We start from the raw sequence: 25,317 nt of genomic DNA, 5'->3' as shown, positions 1-25,317 counted from the left end.
TTATGAATAATTATTTACCAAAACCTAAGACATATATTTTTGAAGTTATCAACCATGAGGCTGGTCAAAGAAGAAGATATGGTGATAGTTATTACAGCTACACAATAAAAAATAATTCTGAAATTGATTACTCTGAGCATGTTATTAAATCATTTTGCACTGGTTTTTTGAAACCCGCTATTTCTGCTGAAAAAAGAAATGAATTGAAAAAAGACTCTTTTGATGCTCATTTTCAGACCTACTTCACAGAATTTAAAAAGATAAATGAAAGGGAATATTCTTATAAGGTAGTAATGCCTTCAACACATTAATAAATAATCTATAAATCAAAATAACTATGAGTACAAAAAACGCAGTAGCAACAATGAAAAACGCTACACCATCAGAACGGTTTACACAAGCCGTAATCAAAGAATTTCCAACAGGATTAAACAGTGAAGCTGTAGAGCTTACATCGTTTCAGAGAAAACTAATTCAGAACTATTTTATAAAGGTAGATTCTGTTTTAGGTGAAGCCGAAACTAAACGCCTGGCAAAGACAGAACAGTATCGCGATGCGTTGCCTTTAACTTGGGCAAATGTAAACATGCACAAGCTCGCATTAGATGTGGTTGCATATTCTAGCATCGGATTAGATCCTATGCAGAAGAATCACATCAGCCCAATTCCTTACAAGAATAACAAAACCGATAAATACGACATTAATTTAATGGAAGGTTTTAACGGTTTAGAATTAAAAGCTCGTAAGTATGGATTTGATGTTCCGGATCAAGTAATCTTTGAACTTAAATATTCTACAGATCACTTTAAGTCCTTAAAGAAAAACTCTGAACGCAAAGTTGAAGGTTATGAGTTTGATATCATAAACGATTTTGATCGTGGCGAATTAGAAGGTGGCTTCTATTACCAAATGTACAGCGATAATCCTGAAAAGAATAAGCTGGTTGTAATGACTAGAGGTCAGATTGAAAAGCGTAAACCCAAATATGCATCTCCTGAATTTTGGGGAGGCGAAAAGGATAAGTGGGTCAATGGCAAAAAATCTGGAAAGGAAACTATTGAAGGATGGGAAGAAGAGATGTTTATGAAAACATTGAAGCGCCATTGTTGGGATAAAGTGAATATCGATTCTAATAAGATTGATGATTTCTTATCGCGCACTTTAGAAAACGAAGCTCAGGCAAATGATAGAGAGATTCAAGAACTCATTCAAACCCAAGCCAACGGGCAAGAGATTACTATTGATGCCGATGGTGTGATTCAGGAAGATGAAACTAAATCACTTACAGAATCTAAGGATAAGGAATTTGAAGCTTTGCACAATGAAGCTATAGAAGCTGAAAAGGAAACTACTAAAGCATCTAGTCCAGGATTCTAGTATGAAACTAAAAATAGTTAATAGCGGTTCTAAAGGCAATGCTTACATCTTACAATCCCAAGATGAAGCATTGCTCATAGAATGTGGCGTACGTTTTAGCGATATAAAGAACGCTTTCAATTTCGACTTTTCAAAATTGGTAGGTGCCATTGTCACACATGAACACCTTGATCACGCAAAATCTGTAAAAGACGTAATGAATTACGGGATAGATGTGCATGCCACTAGAGGCACACATGCAGCACTGCAAACATCATCAAATCATCGCGCTAAGTCTTTTGAGTATCACAAGATGTTTCAGTTAGGCAAATTTAAAATTATGGCCTTTGATGTGTTACACGATGCTGTTGAGCCATGCGGTTTTCATATCTATCATCCAGAATGCGGAAACGTACTGTTTATTACAGATCTAATTTTCTGCAAGTACACCTTTCCAAACCTTCACAACATTATTATCGAAGCCAACTACGATGAAGCGATTGCCAAGCGAAAACTTAACGATATGGAATTCCTTAGAAACAGAATCATTAAGAACCACATGAGTATTGATACCTGTGAGAGCACGCTTTTAGCAAACGATTTATCTAAGGTTAACAACATTGTATTGATACATCTTTCCGATAGTAATAGTGATGCCTTAGCCTTTAAAGATCGCATTACCAAAGCAACACAAAAAACGGTCACGATTGCAGATGCAGGCGTTACTATTGAATTTAATGTACACCCATTTTAAAATGAAGATTTGTATAAATGAATTTCACACCATTACTCATTGGATGGAATTACCAAATCCACCATATCGACCAAAAGAAAACCCTGGAGGCATTTGGATGATAAACTAAAAACTAACATCATGAAAACACAATTTTACACTGACAAAAACGGAAAAGATATTACCCATGGCTCTCTTGTCAAGGTTTACCACTTTACCGGAGCTAGACGAAAAAAACATTACATGTACAAAATTATATGGAAAGTCGGTGAATTCTGGAAAGGGGTACATATCGAGGATGTTATCGCACAAAGACCAATGCCAACGGAAGAATACGGGGAAGGGTCTTATATGTTGCCGTTTACAAAAACAACCGGTGGGAACAAACAAATACCTATCCAGTTAACAGGTGTTGAACTTTTAGTTGACGGAGATATTGTTTTTAACAAGCCAGATTGGTATAAAAAAAAGAGGATAACCCTAATAAAAAAAATATTATGAGAACGATATCGACAAGCAAGCCCACTGTGGCTCTTAAAAAGAAGCTTAACAATTTGTTTGGATTGGCAATTTCCGCCAACACAAATGATGAATATGATGTTTGGTTTGAGCTGACCGGGCATGTTGACTGGATCTATTTAGGAATATGCAAAAAACGAAACGATGATCCAATTTTTGCTGAATACCTTTACTATCAAGGAAGTATGTACGACCCTAAAAAAGCATCAGCTACAATAAAAAAATGGGAAGCTGAACTGATGAATATCATTAATCCCCAATAACTAGATAAACAAATAAAATGACCGAAGGCGAAAAAAAGTATTTAGAACAAAGAAAATGGTTTACTGACAGGATAGGTAAGACTGTTTATAGATGTGATTTAAAATGCACTTGTGATGTTTGCCAAAATGGCAAAAAGGGTATTTTAATTGAGGACTACGACCAAGCGTGTTATATGAATGATTGTCGTGGGGAAATGGGAATTAAATATTACGATAGCATTGAAGAACTTGAAAATGATATTGACAATAGGGCTGAAAATTATGTAAAAAACGTGAATATAGATCCTAAGACATATAAAGGCGATGTAATAACAGCATATGTAATTGGTTCAAATGACCAAGACGAAATTAAAAGTAGAGAAATGGACAAATTAAAGGAAGTAAACGAAGCCTTATTTACACAAGTTGAAACTTTGATAAAACAAAAAGATGATATTGAAACAAAACATTACGCATATAAAAGAAAAAATCCAGAATACTTTAGTGGTGGAATCTGTGAATCGTGCGGAACTAATATTAGAAATTGTATTTGCTAAAAAATTAATCAGAATGGAATTAAAAATAGAACTGATATTAAATATTGAAGACCCATTTAAACATTACTTAGAAAATGAAACTGGAGATAGGTTTTATTTTAACCCTAATTCTACAAACGGACGTGAATTAGATAGTTTCTTGGTGTGTGCAGTAAAAAAACAAATAAAATGACCGAATATGAATACGTAGGCAGATATGTTGGTAAAAAGATGAAGAACAACAAACTCCCTTATGGTTTGCAATATTTGAATTTAGTTTCAGACCATGAAGAAAAAGCCCGAAAACAATGGAAATACATGATTAATAGAAAACTTAAACAAATAAAAATGGAATTTACAGGAAGTTATTACCAATGCTTAGACTGCTTACACATAATCGACTATATGGATTCTCATTGTCCTGAATGTGGTAGCCAAGATGAAACTGTCTTAAATGCATATGAAGTTCTTATGAGCGCAGAATCTCAAACAGAAAAAGAACGAAACAGACTTGTTAAAATGCTTGAATTACACGATGATTTATTATAACAAACAAAACTATGGCAAAGAACAGTAAAATTGAATGGACAGACCATACTGTTAATTTATGGTGGGGCTGTACAAAAGTACACGCTGGATGCGATAATTGTTATGCGGAAACTTTATCTCATAGATGGGGAAATGATATTTGGGGCGAAGGAAAAGACCGAAAACGAATAAAATCTTCTTTTAGTGATTTGAATAAATACCAAAAAGAAGCTGAACAAAAAGGAATTAATGTTAGAGTTTTTGTTGGTTCTATGATGGATATTTTTGAAAAACCAAAACCAATATCTAACAAAACTTTATTAGCTGAAAATACAGGCGATTTAAGAGACGAATTGTTTAGTAGAATTTCTGATGGTAAATACAACAACTTAACCTTTTTGTTTTTGACTAAAAGACCAAGTAATATAAATAAATACATACCATTTGATTGGGAAATTAACCCACCAAAAAATGTATGGTTTGGTTGCTCTCCTGTTGACCAAAAAACATTTGGAAACCTTGTGCCAATGCTTAAAAAAGTGAACGGAAACTTATTTTTAAGTATAGAACCACAATTGAGCGAAATTAAAAACATTGATTTAACTGGTATTGGTTGGGTTATACACGGTGTTACCAATAGTTAAAAATGGCGTGCGTGAGGTACGAGGGCAAATAAGCAATGGTATGAAAATAGATTTAAAAGGAATAACAAGGATTGTGTTTTTAGTTGGCAAGTACGCTATTAAAATACCGAATTTTAAATACGACCACGACCATTTTTTACAAGGCTGCGTGGCTAATTGGTCTGAAAGAAAATATTGTAAAAACTTTAAAAACGCAAAGTATGATGGCAATATGTATGAATGGGTTGCACCATCTTTATTCTGTTCTTGGTTTGGATTAATACAAGTGCAGAAGCGTTGCGAACCTTATTTAAAAAACCTAACAGAACAAGAAAAAGAATTTTACAAACCATTATGTGGAACTGATAATAAAAAAGAAAACTTTGGATTACTAAAAGGTAAATTAGTATGCCTTGATTACGTATGAGTGAGCGCCCTTTTTTATTTTTGGTAACGAATAAGTATATGAAGCGGTTTTTTCTGCTGATTTATATACTGTGTTCTTGAGAGTTAAAATAAAAAATAGGCGTGGCGGCACAGCCGACAAATTTAGAGAGATATGGAAATAAAAATAGGAGATAAAGTAATGGTGTCAGATAGAAACCCTAATCATTTAGGATTTGGCGTTACTGCTTATGCAGGATGGCAAGGGAGGGTTGAAAGTATAGGTGACTGCAATAATTTATCGATAAAAACCGAAACGGCAACTTTACATATTACGTCAACTACAAAATTACTAGTAGAGGATGTATCTGGCAGTTGGATTCTTATTAAACACAGGGTAAAATGACAAATTTTCAAAAGAGAGTATTAGAAATAATCAAAGATGATTATAAAACTTGCTCACAGATAGCGTGGGAACTTGGAGGTTCTTATGGGCAAATGCACGTAGGTAAATCTTTGAAATCACTTTATGAAAAAGAAATGGTTAATACCTATGTAACGGAGTTTACAAATAGAAAATATATAAGTGCGCTATGATTTATAGACGAGTCTATGAAGCGTTGCGTACCCATACAGCCGCAACCGTGAGTCGCCTATTTTTTATTTTTATTCTCTAGAACGGTCAACGTCTATGCTTCGTGGATGCGCAGCATACACACAAGAAGCTATGGCTGTGCATCTATGAAGTATAAACTGTGTTAGATGGCGTTTTGTAAGCTAGTACTCAAACAAAATAATAAATAAGAAAAGACCTTAGTTGATGCGTAGACATACGTTGCGAGTTAGAGGTCATTGAATAAATCTTTAGAAACTATTAAAATTATGGCAGAAACAAAATTAGAAGTAAAAGAATTTGAGTTATTGAAATTAAAGTTGCAAAGCAATAACTACATTAAGAGTTATAGAAAATCCATTGGATTAGAAACTCCCAATAATAGAATTGATACAGGTGATTTGAGATGTGTACTGTCTGCTCTAAATAAGCTAGGATTTTCTATCACTCGTGGATAATTTTACTGGTTTGATTTATGGTGCTTGCACAATGACCTCTAACGTTTAGTATAAAAATTGAAGCGGATAAATAAAATAATAACCTCATTTATAATGATGGAACTAAATAAATAATAACCAAACACCGAAAAGGCAATTAATAGCTTTTGTTTTTATACGGTGTGTGTGCCCAGCATGGGCATCTTTTATTTACGGAAAGGTAAATAATTAATCTAGAGGGTGCAAGTCCCTTATGTACAGGAGTAACGTCTTGAAGCATTAGTAAGTCGCAAGGGTGAAAACCGTGAGGTTCTATCTGAAGGAAGCGGAACTACAAAACTCGGTACTGACGAACAGAAATCGTATACAGAGGCATATTTACTTGGGTAAGCAAGCACATCATTGTAACGCCCAACGAACACCAAAAGGGTAAATATGTAGATACGGCAGTGATTGAGAGAAAGAAGATGTCATTACCTGGGGAGGTCTCCAAAACTACGAGTTGGTTATTTGGAGAAGTCAGCAGAGGTCATAGTACCTACGGGAAACGAGTTGAGGCAATACCTCAGATGGTCTCACAAGTAGGGAAGGACAGAACATTAAATTACGTTGGAATTCGATTAGGATGCCTAGCTAGCCTAGTTTTAAACCAACAGGAGTACACGAATTATTAAACCTATGATTGAAAACGTATTATCAGCAACAAACCTTTTTAAAGCAACACGACAAGTGGAGCGCAATAAAGGCGCGAGCGGTGTAGATGGTATGAAAACAACGGAGCTTTCCGCTTATATATTAGAAAACCGTTCGACTATACTATCGACTATTCGCACAAACAGCTATAATCCAAATTCAATATTAGGAGTAACCATTCCAAAAGGACAGGGTAAAACCCGACTATTAGGAATACCAACTGTAGTCGATAGGTGGCTTCAAAAAGCGGTAAGTCAACAATTAATGGTTCATTTTGAATATGATTTTGAACCCGTTAGTTACGGTTTCCGTCCACAAAAGAACATCCAAAAAGCAGTATTACAAGCTCAAACGTATATCAATTCTGGTTATCAAGATATTGTAGATATTGATTTAGAAGGATTCTTTGACCAAGTAGACCACTGTATCTTACTGCAACTTATTTACCACAAGGTAAAATGTCCGACCACTTTGCGATTAATCCGAAAATGGCTTAGAGTTCCCATATTAATAGATGGAAAACTCCAAAAGCGCAGAAAAGGCATCCCGCAAGGCAGTCCAATTAGTCCCTTATTATCTAATATTATGTTAGATGTTTTGGACAAAGAAATGAAAAGCATGGGCTTGCGTTATGTTCGCTACGCTGATGATTTTAGCGTTTACGCCAAAAGCAAAAGCGAGGCTAAACAAATAGGAAATAGACTGTTTGTCTTCTTAAAAGATAAACTTAAATTACCTATAAACAAAGCCAAAAGTGGCATCCGCAGACCTGTAAACTTTGAGTTACTCGGGCATGGTTTTGTACCCATCTATAAAAAGGGTGTAAAAGGACAATATGTACTAGTGGTAGCCAATAAAAGTTGGGCAAAGTTTAAACGTAACCTAAAAAGTATAACCAAGAAAACCAAACCCATGTCGTTGTTAGAACGACTCGAACGACTTAATCAAGTCTGCCGAGGCTGGATGAACAATTACCGCTTAACCAACATCTATGCAAAAAGTAAAAAGCTAGATGAGTGGCTAAGAAATCGGTTGCGCTATTGTATTTGGCACGATTGGAAGAAACTAGAACGGAAACGTAAAAACCTAATTCAATTAGGTATAGAAATCGGACAAGCCTATGCTTGGAGTAGAACAAGAATGGGAGGCTGGGCAGTTGCTCAAAGTCCTATTCTAAAGACTACTATTACAGTCTCTAGACTTAAACGAAAAGGGTATAAACCTTTGTTAGATTACATTAATAATACGCAAACTTCAATTTGGTGAACCGCCGTATACGAGACCCGTACGTACGGTGGTGTGAGAGGCGCAGTGACGACTTTTAAGTCGTCACCCGTCTACTCAATTGTAAATCTTTTAAAATATGACGGCAAAACAATACGCTAAACGCTATGATTTAGCATTGAACTTTAAAATAGTTGCGGAAAAAGCCTATAACGCTGGGTTGAAACAAGGTAAATCTGAAGATAAAAACGAGGTATTTAAACGGATTGAAAAAGAAGTTAAAAAACTTAGGTTAGAAAACAAGGAATTAAACGAGGTGTTAAATGATGGTGAAAAACTAGCTGATTGGATAGGCGGAATGTAGGCATATTTTAATTGTTTACAACGTAATGCGTGTATGCCACGTTGCTGAATTAAATACTAACCTTAATAAATAAACAATGAGTTTCACGGACAAAGAGATAAGCGATAGGATTGAATCTAATACTAAACTAGTAAATAAAATACAAGAAAAAATGGACTTACTTAAAAAACACGGAGCCAAGCAATGTGATATACACGGTGTGTGTGCCCAGCATGGGCATCTTTTATTTACGGAAAGGTAAATAATTAATCTAGAGGGTGCAAGTCCCTTATGTACAGGAGTAACGTCTTGAAGCATTAGTAAGTCGCAAGGGTGAAAACCGTGAGGTTCTATCTGAAGGAAGCGGAACTACAAAACTCGGTACTGACGAACAGAAATCGTATACAGAGGCATATTTACTTGGGTAAGCAAGCACATCATTGTAACGCCCAACGAACACCAAAAGGGTAAATATGTAGATACGGCAGTGATTGAGAGAAAGAAGATGTCATTACCTGGGGAGGTCTCCAAAACTACGAGTTGGTTATTTGGAGAAGTCAGCAGAGGTCATAGTACCTACGGGAAACGAGTTGAGGCAATACCTCAGATGGTCTCACAAGTAGGGAAGGACAGAACATTAAATTACGTTGGAATTCGATTAGGATGCCTAGCTAGCCTAGTTTTAAACCAACAGGAGTACACGAATTATTAAACCTATGATTGAAAACGTATTATCAGCAACAAACCTTTTTAAAGCAACACGACAAGTGGAGCGCAATAAAGGCGCGAGCGGTGTAGATGGTATGAAAACAACGGAGCTTTCCGCTTATATATTAGAAAACCGTTCGACTATACTATCGACTATTCGCACAAACAGCTATAATCCAAATTCAATATTAGGAGTAACCATTCCAAAAGGACAGGGTAAAACCCGACTATTAGGAATACCAACTGTAGTCGATAGGTGGCTTCAAAAAGCGGTAAGTCAACAATTAATGGTTCATTTTGAATATGATTTTGAACCCGTTAGTTACGGTTTCCGTCCACAAAAGAACATCCAAAAAGCAGTATTACAAGCTCAAACGTATATCAATTCTGGTTATCAAGATATTGTAGATATTGATTTAGAAGGATTCTTTGACCAAGTAGACCACTGTATCTTACTGCAACTTATTTACCACAAGGTAAAATGTCCGACCACTTTGCGATTAATCCGAAAATGGCTTAGAGTTCCCATATTAATAGATGGAAAACTCCAAAAGCGCAGAAAAGGCATCCCGCAAGGCAGTCCAATTAGTCCCTTATTATCTAATATTATGTTAGATGTTTTGGACAAAGAAATGAAAAGCATGGGCTTGCGTTATGTTCGCTACGCTGATGATTTTAGCGTTTACGCCAAAAGCAAAAGCGAGGCTAAACAAATAGGAAATAGACTGTTTGTCTTCTTAAAAGATAAACTTAAATTACCTATAAACAAAGCCAAAAGTGGCATCCGCAGACCTGTAAACTTTGAGTTACTCGGGCATGGTTTTGTACCCATCTATAAAAAGGGTGTAAAAGGACAATATGTACTAGTGGTAGCCAATAAAAGTTGGGCAAAGTTTAAACGTAACCTAAAAAGTATAACCAAGAAAACCAAACCCATGTCGTTGTTAGAACGACTCGAACGACTTAATCAAGTCTGCCGAGGCTGGATGAACAATTACCGCTTAACCAACATCTATGCAAAAAGTAAAAAGCTAGATGAGTGGCTAAGAAATCGGTTGCGCTATTGTATTTGGCACGATTGGAAGAAACTAGAACGGAAACGTAAAAACCTAATTCAATTAGGTATAGAAATCGGACAAGCCTATGCTTGGAGTAGAACAAGAATGGGAGGCTGGGCAGTTGCTCAAAGTCCTATTCTAAAGACTACTATTACAGTCTCTAGACTTAAACGAAAAGGGTATAAACCTTTGTTAGATTACATTAATAATACGCAAACTTCAATTTGGTGAACCGCCGTATACGAGACCCGTACGTACGGTGGTGTGAGAGGCGCAGTGACGACTTTTAAGTCGTCACCCGTCTACTCAATTAGCAGTAGTATTAATACCTTACTTGCCAAGTTTGACAATGGTTTGGAATTATACCAGAATAATGCCGTTTTTGCTAATTGCATAGAACACTTGTTAAGAGGTGGTGACGTTTATAAAATACTTGAACAAATTATAGTAATGCAATCTAATCAGCAAAAACACCTCACAGACCTTATTAAAAGTGGAACATTAAGGCAAGAGATAATAGTTTCTAAAGAACGATTTGATGAAATTAAAAACGGTGGTTTGTGATATTACTGCTAACGTATTGGTATATGGTGCGTTGCTTTTCGCAATGCATTATATACCGTGTGTGTGCCCAGCATGGGCATCTTTTATTTACGGAAAGGTAAATAATTAATCTAGAGGGTGCAAGTCCCTTATGTACAGGAGTAACGTCTTGAAGCATTAGTAAGTCGCAAGGGTGAAAACCGTGAGGTTCTATCTGAAGGAAGCGGAACTACAAAACTCGGTACTGACGAACAGAAATCGTATACAGAGGCATATTTACTTGGGTAAGCAAGCACATCATTGTAACGCCCAACGAACACCAAAAGGGTAAATATGTAGATACGGCAGTGATTGAGAGAAAGAAGATGTCATTACCTGGGGAGGTCTCCAAAACTACGAGTTGGTTATTTGGAGAAGTCAGCAGAGGTCATAGTACCTACGGGAAACGAGTTGAGGCAATACCTCAGATGGTCTCACAAGTAGGGAAGGACAGAACATTAAATTACGTTGGAATTCGATTAGGATGCCTAGCTAGCCTAGTTTTAAACCAACAGGAGTACACGAATTATTAAACCTATGATTGAAAACGTATTATCAGCAACAAACCTTTTTAAAGCAACACGACAAGTGGAGCGCAATAAAGGCGCGAGCGGTGTAGATGGTATGAAAACAACGGAGCTTTCCGCTTATATATTAGAAAACCGTTCGACTATACTATCGACTATTCGCACAAACAGCTATAATCCAAATTCAATATTAGGAGTAACCATTCCAAAAGGACAGGGTAAAACCCGACTATTAGGAATACCAACTGTAGTCGATAGGTGGCTTCAAAAAGCGGTAAGTCAACAATTAATGGTTCATTTTGAATATGATTTTGAACCCGTTAGTTACGGTTTCCGTCCACAAAAGAACATCCAAAAAGCAGTATTACAAGCTCAAACGTATATCAATTCTGGTTATCAAGATATTGTAGATATTGATTTAGAAGGATTCTTTGACCAAGTAGACCACTGTATCTTACTGCAACTTATTTACCACAAGGTAAAATGTCCGACCACTTTGCGATTAATCCGAAAATGGCTTAGAGTTCCCATATTAATAGATGGAAAACTCCAAAAGCGCAGAAAAGGCATCCCGCAAGGCAGTCCAATTAGTCCCTTATTATCTAATATTATGTTAGATGTTTTGGACAAAGAAATGAAAAGCATGGGCTTGCGTTATGTTCGCTACGCTGATGATTTTAGCGTTTACGCCAAAAGCAAAAGCGAGGCTAAACAAATAGGAAATAGACTGTTTGTCTTCTTAAAAGATAAACTTAAATTACCTATAAACAAAGCCAAAAGTGGCATCCGCAGACCTGTAAACTTTGAGTTACTCGGGCATGGTTTTGTACCCATCTATAAAAAGGGTGTAAAAGGACAATATGTACTAGTGGTAGCCAATAAAAGTTGGGCAAAGTTTAAACGTAACCTAAAAAGTATAACCAAGAAAACCAAACCCATGTCGTTGTTAGAACGACTCGAACGACTTAATCAAGTCTGCCGAGGCTGGATGAACAATTACCGCTTAACCAACATCTATGCAAAAAGTAAAAAGCTAGATGAGTGGCTAAGAAATCGGTTGCGCTATTGTATTTGGCACGATTGGAAGAAACTAGAACGGAAACGTAAAAACCTAATTCAATTAGGTATAGAAATCGGACAAGCCTATGCTTGGAGTAGAACAAGAATGGGAGGCTGGGCAGTTGCTCAAAGTCCTATTCTAAAGACTACTATTACAGTCTCTAGACTTAAACGAAAAGGGTATAAACCTTTGTTAGATTACATTAATAATACGCAAACTTCAATTTGGTGAACCGCCGTATACGAGACCCGTACGTACGGTGGTGTGAGAGGCGCAGTGACGACTTTTAAGTCGTCACCCGTCTACTCAATTACCTGACTGGTGCGATTGATAATAACAAAACTTTGAATAATGACTAAAATTAGTAATAATATTTTTTTGAGCGATGGCAAATTGCTGACGCAGGAAGCAAAACTAAACGTACTGTCTTGTTTTGATGGAATGAGTTGTTTGCAGATTGCACTTGATAAATTAGGAATACCAATAAATAAGTATTTTGCTTCTGAAATTGATAAATACGCAATGAAAGTAACGCAAGCAAATTATCCAAACACTATACAATTAGGTAATATTGAGTTTATTACAAAACAAACATTTGGCTCTAATAAGATACAATTATTTGCAGGCGGTAGTCCTTGCCAAAGTTTTAGTAGAGGTGGTGATCAATCTGGGTTTGATGGTAAAAGTAGATTGTTTTGGGAATATGTAAGACTTCTAAAAGACTTGAAAAGCGAAAACCCTAATTTATTATTCTTGTTAGAAAACGTAAAGATGAAACAAGAGTGGCAAGATGTAATTACAGATGCTTTAGGTGTTGAGCCAATTAGAATAAACTCTAAATTAGTTTCTGGGCAAACAAGAGATAGGCTTTATTGGACTAATATACCAGGTGTTGAAGTGCCAAAAGACAAAGGTATTTTATTAGAAACAATTTTAGAATCTGGGGAAGTTGATAGAGATAAGGCTTATTGTATTGATGCAAATTATTTTAAAGGCACTAATGCTTCTCAATATATTTCTAAAAGTAGAAGGCAAATTGTTTGGGTAATACCAGAAGCAACTAAAAAAGGATTTGTTGAAGTAGGTCCAGGACAATGTATTGACTTGACTTTTATAAAAAGCAAAACAAGACGAGGACGTTTAATGTTAGAAAAAAGTAATTGTTTAACTGCTTCTTCTCAAAACTTATGTAAAGTAACAAATGATTGGTTTAGAAAACTAACACCGATTGAATGTGAAAGATTACAAACAGTACCAGATAATTACACAAACCACGTAAGCAATAGCCAACGTTATAAAATGATTGGTAATGGTTGGACTGTAGATGTTATTACGCATATTTTAAAAGGTATGAGTGAGAAAAAAGAAGGGAAGAAAAAAAATATTGTTACGGATAAAATGCACGAACCTTTGATTGAAACAGGAACTTAGCACTTGCAGGTAACTATTATATATCAACCATATAACTTAAATAACTGATTATGAACAAAAAAAGCAAGTCAACTCTCGAAAAGTTAGAAAAAAAATTGAGGTTTAGAAACTATTCTGAACAGACTATAAAAACTTATCTTAGTTACTCTGAAAAGTTCTTAATTAGTTTCAATAAGGATGTATATCATATTTCGGTTAAAGAAGCTGAAAATTATTTAGAATCATATCCTTACACCTCGATATCGCAACAAAACCAAATTATTAGTTCAGTTAAATTTCTTTATATAAATGTTGTTGGCAGAAAGTTAAATACTTTAAACATTGTCAGACCCAGGAAAGAAAAGAAGTTGCCAAAGATTATTGATGCTGAATTATTAGCAGAAAAAATAAACAAAATAAATAATTTAAAACATAAGGCTATTTTATCTCTTGGTCTAAGCTGTGGGTTGCGCATATCCGAGGTCATAAATCTAAAATGGGAGCACCTTGACCGGAAAAGAAACACCTTGACTGTAATCAACGGAAAAGGACGAAAAGACCGTACAACCATTCTAAACGACAACATGATTGATCTGTTAACAGAATATTGGAAGCAATATAAACCTAAAGATTATGTGTTTAATGGACAGTTTAAAAATAAATACTCTCAATCAAGTATTCAGCGAATCGTTAAAAAGCACATACACCAAAAAGCATCTTTCCATTTTCTTAGGCATAGTTTCGCTACATACGCCCTTGACAACGGAACTGAACTCGCTCCACTTTCAAAATCAATGGGGCACCAAAACACAAAGACCACGGAAATATATTACCACGTTTCAAATAATTCATTAAAAACCATAAGACAAGCTATTTAATACTTCTAATAAATGAGTTACAATAATTTTATAAAAGATAAAATAATTATCGCAGAATCTTACGGTTTTAAGGTAAAAAGCAATGCACTGCCTAAAATACTTATGGACCATCAAAAAGACATCACTAAATGGAGTTTAGAAGGAGGTCGTAGAGCTGTATTTGCATCCTTTGGTTTAGGTAAAACCGTCATGCAATTAGCTATTGCCGAACAGATAATTAAGAAAACTAAAAAGCCTTTTTTAATCGGTTTACCGTTGGGTGTTATTGGTGAATTTAAGCGCGATAATGAAATGCTTAATAACGGAATTGAAATTATATACATAACCGATACTGATAGCATTGAAGACATTAAACCAATCATTTATCTAACAAACTACGAACGGATCCGTAAAGGAGATATCGATGCCTCAAAATTTGGTGGGATTTCTTTTGATGAAGCATCTGTTCTAAGAAACTTAAAAACCGAAACCACAAATTATGTGCTCAAGCATTTTTCTAAAGTACCTTATCGATTTGTTTTCACAGCCACGCCTACACCTAATAATTACATAGAGATATTAAACTATGCGCAATTTTTAGGTGTTATTGATCGAGGTCATGCACTTACTCAATTCTTTAAACGTGATCCTAAAAAAGCAGGTAACTTAAAACTAAATGATACACAGCGCGAGGACTTTTGGAAATGGGTGAGCAGTTGGGCTGTTTTTATAAATAAGCCAAGTGATTTAGGTTATAGCGATGATGGGTATGATTTACCTAAAATGCACATCCACGAAATAGAGGTTGAAAATTTAAGCAATAAGCCCATTATCAACAAAGGTGGTAAATTAGTGATGTTTAAAGACGTTACTAAAAGTCTTATTGATACATCTCGAGAGAAATCTGAAACCATAGATTTACGTGTTAACAAGGCTTTTGAAATTATTGAAAATGAATTCCCTTATTCAAATGTAATACTTTGGCATCATCGCGAAGCTGAACGTGTGGCCATAGAAAAGCGATGTAATAAAGATGTGGTTTTAAAATCTGTTTATGGTTCTCAAACCAATGAACATAAAGAAAAATTACTAATTGATTATTCTGAAGGCAAATTTCAAATCTTATCAACCAAACCAAAGATAGCAGGTTCAGGATGTAATTTTCAACATCATTGCAGTCGTGCCATATTTGTTGGAATCGATTATAAGTTCAATGATTTCATTCAAGCAGTTCATCGGATATATCGATTTAAACAAGACAAAGAAGTTCATATTTACATCATTCACACACAAAATGAACGTGAGGTACTAAAAGAACTCAAAGCGAAATGGAAGCGGCACATCGAGCTTCAAACCGAAATGATCAATCTGGTTAGAGAATATGGCCTTAATACAAATAAAATTTCAAGTGATATGAAAAGAAAAATTTTTAATAATGAGAGATCTGCTATAGTTGGTGACGCTAAAGTGTGGAATCAAGATTGCGTTAAAGCAATGGATTACATTGAGGAAAATAGTACTGGTTTAATAGTTACATCTATACCGTTTGGCAATCATTACGAGTATAGTAACAATTATAACGACTTTGGTCACAATGCAACAAATGAAAAGTTCTTTAAGCAGATGGATTATTTAGTTCCTAAACTTTTAAAATCTTTAATACCTGGGCGAATATGTGCCGTTCATGTTAAGGATAGGATTCGTTACGGATATCAAAAAGGTATCAGTTATACGAGTATTGATGATTTTAGCGGTGAAACTGTAAGAAGCTTTACAAAGCACGGATTTCATTTAATAGGTAAAATTACCGTACCTACGGATGTGGTACAAGAAAATAATCAAACCTACAGATTAACGTGGGGTGAACTTGTAAAAGATAGTACTAAAATGGGATGTGGATTGCCAGAATACATTTTGCTCTTCAGAAAAACACCTAGCGATGATAATAATGCTTATGCAGATTTGCCTGTAGCAAAATGTAAAGAAACTTATTCTTTAGCACGATGGCAATTAGATGCGCATGCTATTTGGCAAAGTAACGGTAATCGCTTTTTAACCTTAGAACAGGCAGAAACCATGAACCCGAAAACCATTTATGCATGGTGGAAGGAATATTGTAGAGTGGTACCATATGATTATCAACTTCATATTGAAGCATCTGAGACTTTAGATCAAGCTGGAAAGCTATCAAAAAAAATGATGACTCTTATGAACCGTCCAAATGGCCCTGATGTGATGAATGATGTAAATAGGCTTAAAACCCTAAATGCCAATCAAGCTAATCGTAAAAAAGAAAAGCATATTTGTCCACTTCAGTTAGATCTTATTGAACGTTTGATTTTTCAATACACAAATGAAGGTGAAATTGTGGGAGATCCTTTTGGGGGATTGTTTTCAACAGCATACGTATCTGCAATTATGAAACGTAAATCTTGGAGCATGGAATTGAATCCAGATTATTACGATGACGGCCTTTATTATTTAAAATCCATAGAATATAAATTATCGGTACCAACTTTGTTTGATATGGTAGAATTAAGTAAAGCTATTGGCGAAAGAATTAAAATAATTTCATAATGAAAAAACATGTAATAATAGTATCGACTAGATTTTTAAAGGCACATCCTAGAGCTGGGGAATTTACAGGATTTCCAGATAAGGTATTAGATGGCACAAAAATACACACGCTTAGAAAAAGCTATAAGCATTGGAAGAAAAAGATTGATGAAGTAAATGCAGGCGTTGCAGAGCTTCATGTTAGAACTTGGACCGACAGACCTTTTATATCTCCTCAAAAATCTATTAAAATTCTTGGAAAGGGGGAAGTGGGTATTCAAAAATGTCAAGTCCTAGCTGATTCTGAATTTGTATTTATTGACGATCATATAACTGAACAGTTAAACCGTTTTAAAATAGAGGAAAATGATGGTTTATCTACTACCGATTTTTGGAGCTGGTTTACAGAAGATGCTCACGATGCGTGTGTTATCCACTTCACAAATAAAAAATATTAGACTATGGCCAGACATCAATTAAATAAAGTAGAATATTTTCCACATCCCGTAAATCATGGTAAGAAAATGAGTTACCTAGAAAAAAAATATAAAAACGATGGATATGCAACGTGGTTTAAAATACTAGAAGAGCTAGGTAATACGGATTTTCATTATTTAGACTTATCCGATGAAGTACAAATTATGTTTCTGTCAGACCGATGTTTAATAAGTGAGGAATTGCTTAAAAATATTATAAACGATCTAGTAAGATTGAAGGAATTTGATAAACAATTATGGGAGGAAAATAACATTTTATTTAATGAAAAATTCACAGAAAGTATAAAAGACGCTTACAAGAAACGTAAAAATGAATGTATAGATAAAAATTCATTACTCATACTTTTAAGTAGTTTAGGGATACGGAAACTAGCAAAAAGTAACCCTAAACCTATAAAAAGTAACCTTAAAGGTGACGGAAACCCACAAAGTAAAGAAGAGTATAGTAAAGAAGAGGAAATAAAAGAAAAGGAGAGTATAAAAAATTTAACCCCATTTCATATTTTAAAAAAATTTAACCAACAACGTTTGGATGAATTATGGATGCAAAATCATAGAATGATTTCAGATAAAGAAGAACTCATAAAATATTTTAATAATAAAATGGATTTTATGTTATCTAAAGATGAAATTGAATTTGAACCAAAACAGCTAATGCCACAATTTAAAATGCTCCTTAACACTTGGATAAAAAACGAAATAAAAGACAAACAAAAATTTCAGAAAACAGATCAAACCCATAAACCTCAAAAAAGAAACCGATTTTAAAATGAATCAACCAAAACAAATATCAAACTTAAAATTAGATAGAAGTTCTGTTATAACCCTTGAAAAAGGTAAAATTCCTCCTCAGGCTATCGATTACGAAAAATCAATACTTGGGTGTGCACTTCAATTTAAATATGTTATGTCGGAGATTGTAGAAATTATAAGCGACAACGATACTGTGTTTTACAAAGAAGCGCATCGGCATATTTACTTGGCCATGCTGGATTTGTTCACAGATAGCGAGCCAATTGATTTATTAACGGTTTCTACAAAACTTAAAAGCAAAAAAAAATTAGAATTGATAGGCGGCGATTTCTATCTAATTGAATTATCACAAAACGTTACTTCATCAGCTCACATAGATTATCATTGTAGAATTATAATGCAAACCTACGTTAAACGCCACGCTATTTGGGTTGCCAGTCAAATGATTGAAGAGTCTTATGATGAAACAAAAGACGTTTTCGATTTACTTGAAGAGTCGCAAAGATCTTTGGATGACACATCAAAATGGTTGCTACGAAAGAAACCAACAGACTTAAAGTCCGGTTATGATAAATTTTTAGAAAATAACCAAAATCCAACAGCAGGAATTCCAAGCAAATTACTTAGTAGAAAACTAAGCTATTACCCTGGCGATTTAATTATTATAGCAGCTCGTCCAGGAATGGGCAAAACAGCACTTATTTTAAATGAGGCTAAGCATCAAGCAAAATTAAAAATTCCAGTTGGTATCCTGTCATTGGAAATGATGAACATTCAAATTATTGGAAGATTAGCTGCAGAGGAATTTTCAATTGATGCTGAAAGAATTAAAGATCCAAAAAAACAAACTCCGTCAGAAAGAGAAGTTTTAAAAAAAGAAGGTTTTAAAATATCCAACTTACCTATTCAAATGCACGACGAAGGTAATTTGAATATTATGAGTGCAAAAACAATCATTGGCAAGTGGGTAAGACAGAACGGTGTTAAAATTGTTTATATAGATTATTTACAACTAATGGAAGTGTCTGGTAAAAAGAGTTTCGGAAATCGAGAACAGGAGATATCATACATTTCAAGAACTTTAAAAGGCATAGCAAAGGAATTCGAAATACCCATAATTGCTTTGTCTCAACTCTCAAGAGCTGTAGAAACTAGAGGAGGTAGTAAACGCCCAATTTTGTCCGATTTAAGAGAGTCAGGAGCTATTGAACAAGATGCAGATGTTGTTGCTTTTATTTACCGCCCGGAATATTATAAAATCGATGAATGGGATGATGATGAAAGAGGGTCTACTAAAGATCAATGTGAAATTGACGTAGCTAAAATCAGAGAAGGCTTAACAGGTTATACTCGTGTTGGTTGTAAATTAAAATACATGCGATTTGAGGATTTACCTAACCCTGATGATGTTTGGGAACCGCTACCGCCGCCGGTTCAAAAACCTGAGGATGCTTTTGGAACTAAAAACGTTCCTATCGAAGATGAGAAGGATGATTTACCGTTTTAGCTATGTCCTGGACCAAAAAAGACTTAGATAGGCTCAATTTGAAGCACAATTTCAAAGAAAATAAAAATAAATCTAACGTTTTAGTAAAAAAAAATATCATAAATGGCAAGATTTCGGCAGGAAAAAAATCGATTAAGACATTGCTTTGGGTGCTCAAACGTGAAGGTATGATTGAAAACTATGTTGAAGAGCTACAGTTTGATGATGTTAGAAAATTTCGTTTTGATTGGGCATTACCAGATTTGAAAATTGCTATTGAATACGAAGGTATATTCTCTAAAAAGAGCCGGCACACCACGATAAAAGGTTTTACAACAGACTGTGAAAAATATAATTTAGCTCAAATTATGGGTTGGAAAGTATTGCGTTACACAGCAAATAATTATCAAAATATTGAAAAAGATTTAAAAAAATTATTGATTTTATAACATAATGTGTTATTTTTGATGTCAATGTATGTCATATAACGCGAAAAAACATTTAGAATTATGTCAAAAGTAAGAGCAAAATTTGAATGTGTTGAATTAGTAGAAGATTCACAAAACGAAAGTAAACATGTTTCATTTTCACCAGTAATTGATGGAAGTGATGAGAATAAATCATTTTCTAAATATACACCTGCAGGTTTAATTAATCTGCAAATTTCAAATGAAACTGAGGGATCAAACGCCTTTGAAATTGGTAAAGAATACTATGTTGATTTTACCGAAGCATAATATTAAAAATTAATGAAAGCGATTTCGCGGCTTCTAATTGTATTCTCACTGATTGTGAGTGCAACGGGATTCAGTTTAACTACTACTGACCTGAGCCAAAATTCGGAAATCAATGCAGTTGTTGGAGAAGTCCATCCTGTTGAATTGATAAGTGTAGTAAATCAATATCTAGTACTGGTAAGTGTATTTGTGTATCAAGCAGATGATTATCAAAAAGAATTATCTGACCGAATTGAATAGTGATTCTGACTGATAGGAAAGACTATCTTTTTTTAAGACATATGGCAACATCTAAAGAAATAAAGCTTACCCCAAAAAAGAAACGTTTCTGTCAAGAATATGTCAAAGATTTAAACGGAAAACAAGCAGCTATTCGTTCTGGATATTCCATTAAAACAGCAGAAAACCAAGCTAGTCGGCTGTTAAGGTCTGTTAAGGTAAAAGAATATATCAAAAAACTTCAAAAAGACATTAGGGAAAGAAATAAAATGAATGTTGATGATTGTGTCCAAATGCTTTCGTTAATGTCAAAATTTGATGTTGCTGATATTTTTAACGATGATGGAACGATGAAGCTTTTAAAAGATATCCCTAAAGACACTAGATTGGTTATTGAAGGTTTGGATATTGATGAAATTAAAGATGGCCCTGTTACAGTAGGCTATACCAAGAAACTGAAATTATCAAGCCGTAGGGCAAACATAATTGAACTTATGAAACACTTAGGTGGTTATGAAAAAGACAATAATCAAAAGGAATCAAATAACGTTGTTATTTTTAATATTCCTGACAATGGCAGAGGCTAAGGTAATTTCGCCACAACCAGGATATCAGATGATGGCACTTTCTTCTAGTGCTGATATTGTTATTGGTGGTGGTGCTGCTGGAGCTGGTAAAACATTTTCGTTGCTTTTAGACCCGTTAAGGGATATTAAGATACCTGATTTTAATGCTGTTATATTCAGAAGAACAACGCCACAAATTACAGCAGCTGGTGGTTTGTGGGATGAAAGCAAAAAGTTATATCCGTATGTTGCTGGTAAAGCTAATGAAACGCAATTAAATTGGACGTTTCCTACCGGATCAAAACTAAAATTCAGCCATTTAGAACATGAAAAGAATGTAACTTCATGGCAAGGTTCTCAGATACCATTTATTGGGCTTGATGAGCTTACACACTTTTCAAAAGACACTTTCTTTTATCTTTTATCACGTAACCGTTCAACCTGTGGTGTAAAACCAAGAGTTAGAGCAACCTGCAATCCTGATCCTGATAGTTGGTTATACGAAATTATTAAATGGTGGATAGGTGATGATGGTTTTCCAATTCCAGAACGACAAGGTGTTATAAGATATTTTGCCAAAGATGGTGATACCATGATTTGGGCGAGCACTGTAGATGAATGCATTAAAAAAGCCTCATATTTTATTTTTCCTTTATCAGAAAAAGCAGGTTTACCTCCAGAAAACTTTATCAAATCACTTACGTTTATTGGTGGCTCTGTTTATGAAAACAAAGCGCTTTTAAGTGTAAATCCTGAGTATTTAGCAAACTTAGCAGCTCAGAGTTCAGACTCAAAGCTGCAACTTCTCGACGGTAACTGGAAAGTGTCATTAAATCCTTCAGACGTTTATGATTATAATCATTTCAGGGATGTATTTAAAAATAATTTCGTAAAACCCTCAGATAAAAGAATTACTGTTGATGTCGCAATGGGCGGTAAGGATAAGCTTATCATAAGCTATTTTGAAGGCTATCGATTAGAAGATATTCTGATTATTGATAAATCATCTGGGAAAGATGTTATTGATGCAATTACCCTTTTTCAAAGTAAACACCAAGTTGGAAACTCTAAAGTTATTTACGATGCAGATGGCGTGGGTGCATTTATTGGAGGTGAGAACAATGGTTTTATTGAAGGTGCTATAGCTTTTCATAATGGATCTAAAGCTATTGAAACAAACGATAAAAGAAAATTCTACAATCTAAAAACACAATGCTTCATCTATTCGGGTGAACGCGTTTCACGAAGCGAAAGCTTTATTTCTGAAAACGTTGCCAATACCATGTATGATGATAAAATGACAGTTCGGCAGCGATTGATGTTTGAAAGAAAAGCTATTAAAACCAAAGTCCAACGAGATGAAGAGCCTGTTAGATTGATTGGTAAAGACGAAATGAAACAAAAGTATTTAACAGGGGGTAGTCCTGATTTACTAGACGGTTTTATGATGAATGAATACTTTGATATTATGCCTAAAATTTACGTTCACGAAACAGAAATAAGCGCAAACGACCTCGGGTTGTTTTAAATACGGCGAATTCGCCACAATTAGAAAAATATGGATTTTTTAGAATTATTAAAAACGGGTAAAATTAATGAGGCTATTCCTATGATGTCTAAAAAGCCCGATGTCGAGAACTATACCAAAGAGTTCAATAATGAGCGTGATATAAGGGACACACAGGTAGGAAAACGTAAAGATAAAATCTCAAAAAACGAAACGATCAAAGTCACTAAAATCCCTATTCCTTTTCAGCGCCAGATTGTAAAAACAGCATCGACTTTTCTATTTGGAAACCCTGTGAAATTGGTTGAACGAAAAAATCAGGACCAAAGCGATGATCAAAACAAAGACGCCTTTTTAGCAATAATCGATTTATGGGATGATTTGCGAATGGATCCTATGTTGCTAAAACTATGCAGAGCAGTTAAATCTGAAACCGAGGCAGCCATCATATTTTTTGATGTTAAAAAGGAAGGTGAGAAGGAAGTTAAGATAAAATCCAGTCTTAAAACCTCTAAAAACGGAAAGCTATTGCCTGTGTTTGATGCCTTTGGAGATATGATTGCCTTTGGATGGGAATACACTACCAAAGAAAGCGATAAGGATGTTGGCTATTTATATGTGTGGACGAATGACGTTAAATATACATTTAAGAGAACATCTAAAGATTGGGTAGAAGAAAACAAAGAGACAAATTTATTTAAAAAGATCCCCGCGGTATATTTATCACAGGACCATCCTGAGTGGTGGGAGGTTCAAGACTTAATTGATAGATTCGAGATGTCTTTCTCTAAGTTTGGGGACACCAATGATTATTTCGCCTCGCCCATGTACAAAGTGAAAGGTGCTGTTAAATCGATTCCTAAAAAAGATGAAACAGGCAAAATGGTTAAATTGGATATCGTTGAAACCGATAAAGGGAATGTTATTGAAGCCGATCTAGAAGTAATTGGTTGGGATCGTGCACCAGAGGCTTTAAAGCTTGAATTTGAAACAGAAAAGGCATTAATATATGGGCTCACAGATACGCCGGATCTATCTTTCGATAACGTAAAAGGCATAGGTAATATATCTGGAATTGCCTTAAAACTTATGTTCTTAGGTCCCATGTTAAAAGCTAAGGAAGGTAAGGGCGATTATCAAATTTTAATTAGTCGGATAATCAATGTCATGAAGGCCGGGATATCCAATATATCTAATACTAGCCTTAAGGCCAAACTGGATGCATTAAAGATTGATGTAGAATTTACGAGTGTGCTCCCTGAAAACCTTAAGGAAATTATTGAAATATTATCTGATGCCACGGGTAACAAGCCTGTTATGAGCCAAAAAACAGCCGTTAGCTTTAACCCCTTAGTCAACAATAATGATGAAGAACTTGAGAATATTAAATCTGAAGGGCAATTGGAGTTGGGAGATACTGTTAATTAATACAATGTTTATCGAAAATTATATACAATAAATAATCAAAATTATATATGACACCAAATGAGATGATTGAAAAAAAACAAGCCTTAGTTCAAAATGATATTGACCATTACAATAGGAGGCTAGACGAATTAGAAAATGAAAAAGCGGAATTAGCTAAAAAGAAAAATATCATTCAGCAAAAAATCGGAAAAAAGGAGATCTATCTAAATCAATTAGAATCTGATAAGGTTTAAATCCATAATGAAGCTCTTTAAAAACATAAGAATCTTTTTTATAAAACTCAAATGGGTTTTGTTTGGTGGTAATCCAAAGCATACCGTAAAAAAGATTAATGAGGTTAGGGGCTTGAGAATAGTACACAGTAAAACGAATAAGATTAGAAACCCACACTATGCTTCAACTAAAAGGCATTCTATTAAAGGATTTAAAAAGTGTTAATGAAATTAAAAGATAAAATATTAGCATGTCATGGCAATTTAATTGCTAAATCAACAGCTAAAGCTTGCGGATGCTCACTATCCCAGGTCTATAATATTTGGGGGCAAAACAATTTATTTTCAATTAAAAACAACAAAAGAAAAGCACCCAAATGGATATGAATGAAATTAAAGTGCCTTTTCAAATAGGGCAAACGGTTTATTTAATAACTGACGAAGAACAAAAAATACACATAGTTGTTGGTATTATAATTAGAAAAGAAGGTGTAAAAATAGCTGTCTCTAATAATGGATACGAGATAGAGGTATATGATTATGAGTTAACATCAATTCAAAATACATTAATAAAATTAGGTATTAATGAAAAATGAAGCCCAAACTAAAATAAATTCATTTCTACAAGCTTGGAAAGATCTTGATTTTAAAAAGATGTACGCGCTTACAAATAAAACGTGGAAAACAAAACACAGTAAGTCAGATTTAAAGAAGCTAATTACAGTAAGAATTAAGTCTTTTGAAATAAAATCTATTGAACCAATCTCTACTACAATGTTTGATGCAGATATTATTGTTATAGCAGGCGGTCATCGTAAAAAAATAAAAGCAAGAATGCTTTGTGAAAGTGAAGCTTATAAACCATCTATCGATGGTGAATTTGGGATTAACCCCATAAGTTTAACCAGAAATCTATATTAAA

The 25,317-nt window shown here is 34.6% G+C and carries 35 protein-coding genes; all 35 read left to right on the top strand.

The features are described 5' to 3' along the window. Positions 1–2 precede the first annotated feature (2 nt). The 35 genes from FAF07_RS01270 (at position 3) to FAF07_RS01110 (ending at position 25,316) form a co-directional block, all read left to right on the top strand. Positions 3–311 carry a hypothetical protein gene (locus FAF07_RS01270; protein WP_142783391.1) on the top strand — a complete coding sequence of 103 codons (309 nt, stop codon included), beginning with the start codon at positions 3–5 and terminating at the stop codon, positions 309–311. A gap of 26 nt (positions 312–337) precedes the next feature. Continuing rightward, on the top strand, positions 338–1,378 hold the full coding sequence (locus FAF07_RS01265) for a recombinase family protein (RefSeq protein WP_142783390.1): 1,041 nt from the start codon (positions 338–340) through the stop codon (positions 1,376–1,378). Position 1,379: 1 nt separating this feature from the next. After that, on the top strand, positions 1,380–2,111 hold the full coding sequence (locus FAF07_RS01260) for an MBL fold metallo-hydrolase (RefSeq protein ID WP_142783389.1): 732 nt from the start codon (positions 1,380–1,382) through the stop codon (positions 2,109–2,111). Position 2,112: 1 nt separating this feature from the next. After that, positions 2,113–2,220 (top strand): DUF551 domain-containing protein, encoded by a 108-nt coding sequence (locus FAF07_RS01255; RefSeq protein ID WP_142783388.1) that lies wholly within the window; start codon positions 2,113–2,115, stop codon positions 2,218–2,220. An 11-nt stretch (positions 2,221–2,231) separates the two neighbouring features. Then, on the top strand, positions 2,232–2,591 hold the full coding sequence (locus tag FAF07_RS01250; RefSeq protein ID WP_142783387.1) for a hypothetical protein: 360 nt from the start codon (positions 2,232–2,234) through the stop codon (positions 2,589–2,591). Beyond that, positions 2,588–2,872, top strand: coding sequence for a hypothetical protein (locus FAF07_RS01245; protein ID WP_142783386.1), 285 nt, complete (start codon positions 2,588–2,590; stop codon positions 2,870–2,872). Before FAF07_RS01250 ends, FAF07_RS01245 begins: the two co-directional genes overlap by 4 nt. A gap of 17 nt (positions 2,873–2,889) precedes the next feature. After that, positions 2,890–3,408, top strand: coding sequence for a hypothetical protein (locus FAF07_RS01240; RefSeq protein WP_142783385.1), 519 nt, complete (start codon positions 2,890–2,892; stop codon positions 3,406–3,408). A 13-nt stretch (positions 3,409–3,421) separates the two neighbouring features. Further along, positions 3,422–3,580 carry a hypothetical protein gene (locus FAF07_RS18430; protein ID WP_185956491.1) on the top strand — a complete coding sequence of 53 codons (159 nt, stop codon included), beginning with the start codon at positions 3,422–3,424 and terminating at the stop codon, positions 3,578–3,580. Further along, positions 3,577–3,936, top strand: coding sequence for a hypothetical protein (locus FAF07_RS01235; RefSeq protein ID WP_142783384.1), 360 nt, complete (start codon positions 3,577–3,579; stop codon positions 3,934–3,936). The genes FAF07_RS18430 and FAF07_RS01235 overlap by 4 nt, the downstream gene beginning before the upstream one ends. Before the next feature lie 11 nt (positions 3,937–3,947). Further along, on the top strand, positions 3,948–4,559 hold the full coding sequence (locus FAF07_RS01230) for a DUF5131 family protein (RefSeq protein ID WP_142783383.1): 612 nt from the start codon (positions 3,948–3,950) through the stop codon (positions 4,557–4,559). Positions 4,560–4,599: 40 nt separating this feature from the next. After that, positions 4,600–4,965, top strand: coding sequence for a hypothetical protein (locus FAF07_RS01225; RefSeq protein WP_142783382.1), 366 nt, complete (start codon positions 4,600–4,602; stop codon positions 4,963–4,965). 132 nt (positions 4,966–5,097) lie between these two features. Beyond that, positions 5,098–5,328, top strand: coding sequence for a hypothetical protein (locus FAF07_RS01220; protein ID WP_142783381.1), 231 nt, complete (start codon positions 5,098–5,100; stop codon positions 5,326–5,328). Further along, positions 5,325–5,519, top strand: a complete 195-nt coding sequence (locus FAF07_RS01215) for a hypothetical protein (RefSeq protein ID WP_142783380.1) — start codon at positions 5,325–5,327, stop codon at positions 5,517–5,519. The genes FAF07_RS01220 and FAF07_RS01215 overlap by 4 nt, the downstream gene beginning before the upstream one ends. 285 nt (positions 5,520–5,804) lie before the next feature. Next, positions 5,805–5,993 (top strand): hypothetical protein, encoded by a 189-nt coding sequence (locus FAF07_RS01210; protein ID WP_142783379.1) that lies wholly within the window; start codon positions 5,805–5,807, stop codon positions 5,991–5,993. A gap of 657 nt (positions 5,994–6,650) precedes the next feature. Then, positions 6,651–7,931, top strand: coding sequence for a group II intron reverse transcriptase/maturase (gene ltrA, locus FAF07_RS01205; protein ID WP_142783376.1), 1,281 nt, complete (start codon positions 6,651–6,653; stop codon positions 7,929–7,931). A gap of 97 nt (positions 7,932–8,028) precedes the next feature. Continuing rightward, entirely contained in the window at positions 8,029–8,253 is a 225-nt protein-coding gene (locus FAF07_RS01200; RefSeq protein WP_142783378.1) for a hypothetical protein, read from the top strand. 695 nt (positions 8,254–8,948) lie between these two features. Further along, on the top strand, positions 8,949–10,229 hold the full coding sequence (gene ltrA / locus FAF07_RS01195; RefSeq protein ID WP_142783376.1) for a group II intron reverse transcriptase/maturase: 1,281 nt from the start codon (positions 8,949–8,951) through the stop codon (positions 10,227–10,229). A gap of 123 nt (positions 10,230–10,352) precedes the next feature. Further along, positions 10,353–10,562: a hypothetical protein gene (locus FAF07_RS01190; protein ID WP_142783377.1), complete on the top strand. Its 210-nt coding sequence runs from the start codon at positions 10,353–10,355 to the stop codon at positions 10,560–10,562. Between the two features lie 555 nt (positions 10,563–11,117). After that, positions 11,118–12,398 (top strand): group II intron reverse transcriptase/maturase, encoded by a 1,281-nt coding sequence (gene ltrA, locus FAF07_RS01185; protein WP_142783376.1) that lies wholly within the window; start codon positions 11,118–11,120, stop codon positions 12,396–12,398. A gap of 120 nt (positions 12,399–12,518) precedes the next feature. Then, the gene (locus FAF07_RS01180; protein WP_142783375.1) at positions 12,519–13,598 is read left to right on the top strand and encodes a DNA cytosine methyltransferase; all 1,080 of its coding nucleotides are present in this window, start codon (positions 12,519–12,521) and stop codon (positions 13,596–13,598) included. 50 nt (positions 13,599–13,648) lie between these two features. After that, on the top strand, positions 13,649–14,455 hold the full coding sequence (locus tag FAF07_RS01175; RefSeq protein ID WP_142783374.1) for a tyrosine-type recombinase/integrase: 807 nt from the start codon (positions 13,649–13,651) through the stop codon (positions 14,453–14,455). Between the two features lie 12 nt (positions 14,456–14,467). Further along, positions 14,468–17,011 carry a DNA methyltransferase gene (locus tag FAF07_RS01170; RefSeq protein ID WP_142783373.1) on the top strand — a complete coding sequence of 848 codons (2,544 nt, stop codon included), beginning with the start codon at positions 14,468–14,470 and terminating at the stop codon, positions 17,009–17,011. Beyond that, entirely contained in the window at positions 17,011–17,448 is a 438-nt protein-coding gene (locus FAF07_RS01165; protein WP_142783372.1) for a hypothetical protein, read from the top strand. The genes FAF07_RS01170 and FAF07_RS01165 overlap by 1 nt, the downstream gene beginning before the upstream one ends. 3 nt (positions 17,449–17,451) lie before the next feature. Beyond that, positions 17,452–18,255, top strand: coding sequence for a DUF4373 domain-containing protein (locus FAF07_RS01160; protein ID WP_142783371.1), 804 nt, complete (start codon positions 17,452–17,454; stop codon positions 18,253–18,255). Position 18,256: 1 nt separating this feature from the next. Further along, positions 18,257–19,747, top strand: a complete 1,491-nt coding sequence (locus FAF07_RS01155; protein WP_142783370.1) for a replicative DNA helicase — start codon at positions 18,257–18,259, stop codon at positions 19,745–19,747. Positions 19,748–19,749: 2 nt separating this feature from the next. Then, entirely contained in the window at positions 19,750–20,175 is a 426-nt protein-coding gene (locus tag FAF07_RS01150) for a hypothetical protein (RefSeq protein ID WP_142783369.1), read from the top strand. Positions 20,176–20,235: 60 nt separating this feature from the next. Then, positions 20,236–20,463, top strand: a complete 228-nt coding sequence (locus FAF07_RS01145; protein WP_142783368.1) for a hypothetical protein — start codon at positions 20,236–20,238, stop codon at positions 20,461–20,463. 54 nt (positions 20,464–20,517) lie between these two features. Then, the gene (locus FAF07_RS01140; RefSeq protein WP_142783367.1) at positions 20,518–20,703 is read left to right on the top strand and encodes a hypothetical protein; all 186 of its coding nucleotides are present in this window, start codon (positions 20,518–20,520) and stop codon (positions 20,701–20,703) included. 41 nt (positions 20,704–20,744) lie between these two features. Continuing rightward, positions 20,745–21,269 (top strand): terminase small subunit, encoded by a 525-nt coding sequence (locus tag FAF07_RS01135; protein WP_142783366.1) that lies wholly within the window; start codon positions 20,745–20,747, stop codon positions 21,267–21,269. After that, positions 21,256–22,776, top strand: a complete 1,521-nt coding sequence (locus FAF07_RS01130) for a terminase large subunit domain-containing protein (RefSeq protein ID WP_185956490.1) — start codon at positions 21,256–21,258, stop codon at positions 22,774–22,776. The genes FAF07_RS01135 and FAF07_RS01130 overlap by 14 nt, the downstream gene beginning before the upstream one ends. Before the next feature lie 30 nt (positions 22,777–22,806). Continuing rightward, entirely contained in the window at positions 22,807–24,183 is a 1,377-nt protein-coding gene (locus FAF07_RS01125) for a phage portal protein (protein WP_142783364.1), read from the top strand. Between the two features lie 47 nt (positions 24,184–24,230). Beyond that, positions 24,231–24,416: a hypothetical protein gene (locus tag FAF07_RS01120; RefSeq protein WP_142783363.1), complete on the top strand. Its 186-nt coding sequence runs from the start codon at positions 24,231–24,233 to the stop codon at positions 24,414–24,416. A gap of 204 nt (positions 24,417–24,620) precedes the next feature. After that, a complete protein-coding gene (locus FAF07_RS18425) occupies positions 24,621–24,782 on the top strand; it encodes a hypothetical protein (protein ID WP_185956489.1) in 162 nt (53 codons plus the stop codon). After that, on the top strand, positions 24,779–24,991 hold the full coding sequence (locus tag FAF07_RS01115) for a hypothetical protein (protein WP_142783362.1): 213 nt from the start codon (positions 24,779–24,781) through the stop codon (positions 24,989–24,991). Before FAF07_RS18425 ends, FAF07_RS01115 begins: the two co-directional genes overlap by 4 nt. Beyond that, the gene (locus FAF07_RS01110; RefSeq protein WP_142783361.1) at positions 24,981–25,316 is read left to right on the top strand and encodes a hypothetical protein; all 336 of its coding nucleotides are present in this window, start codon (positions 24,981–24,983) and stop codon (positions 25,314–25,316) included. Before FAF07_RS01115 ends, FAF07_RS01110 begins: the two co-directional genes overlap by 11 nt. The last annotated feature ends 1 nt before the right edge of the window (position 25,317 follow it).

The sequence above is a fragment of the Changchengzhania lutea genome (assembly GCF_006974145.1).
Classification (GTDB): domain Bacteria; phylum Bacteroidota; class Bacteroidia; order Flavobacteriales; family Flavobacteriaceae; genus Changchengzhania; species Changchengzhania lutea.
This window is presented reverse-complemented; position numbering and strand designations above follow the sequence as displayed.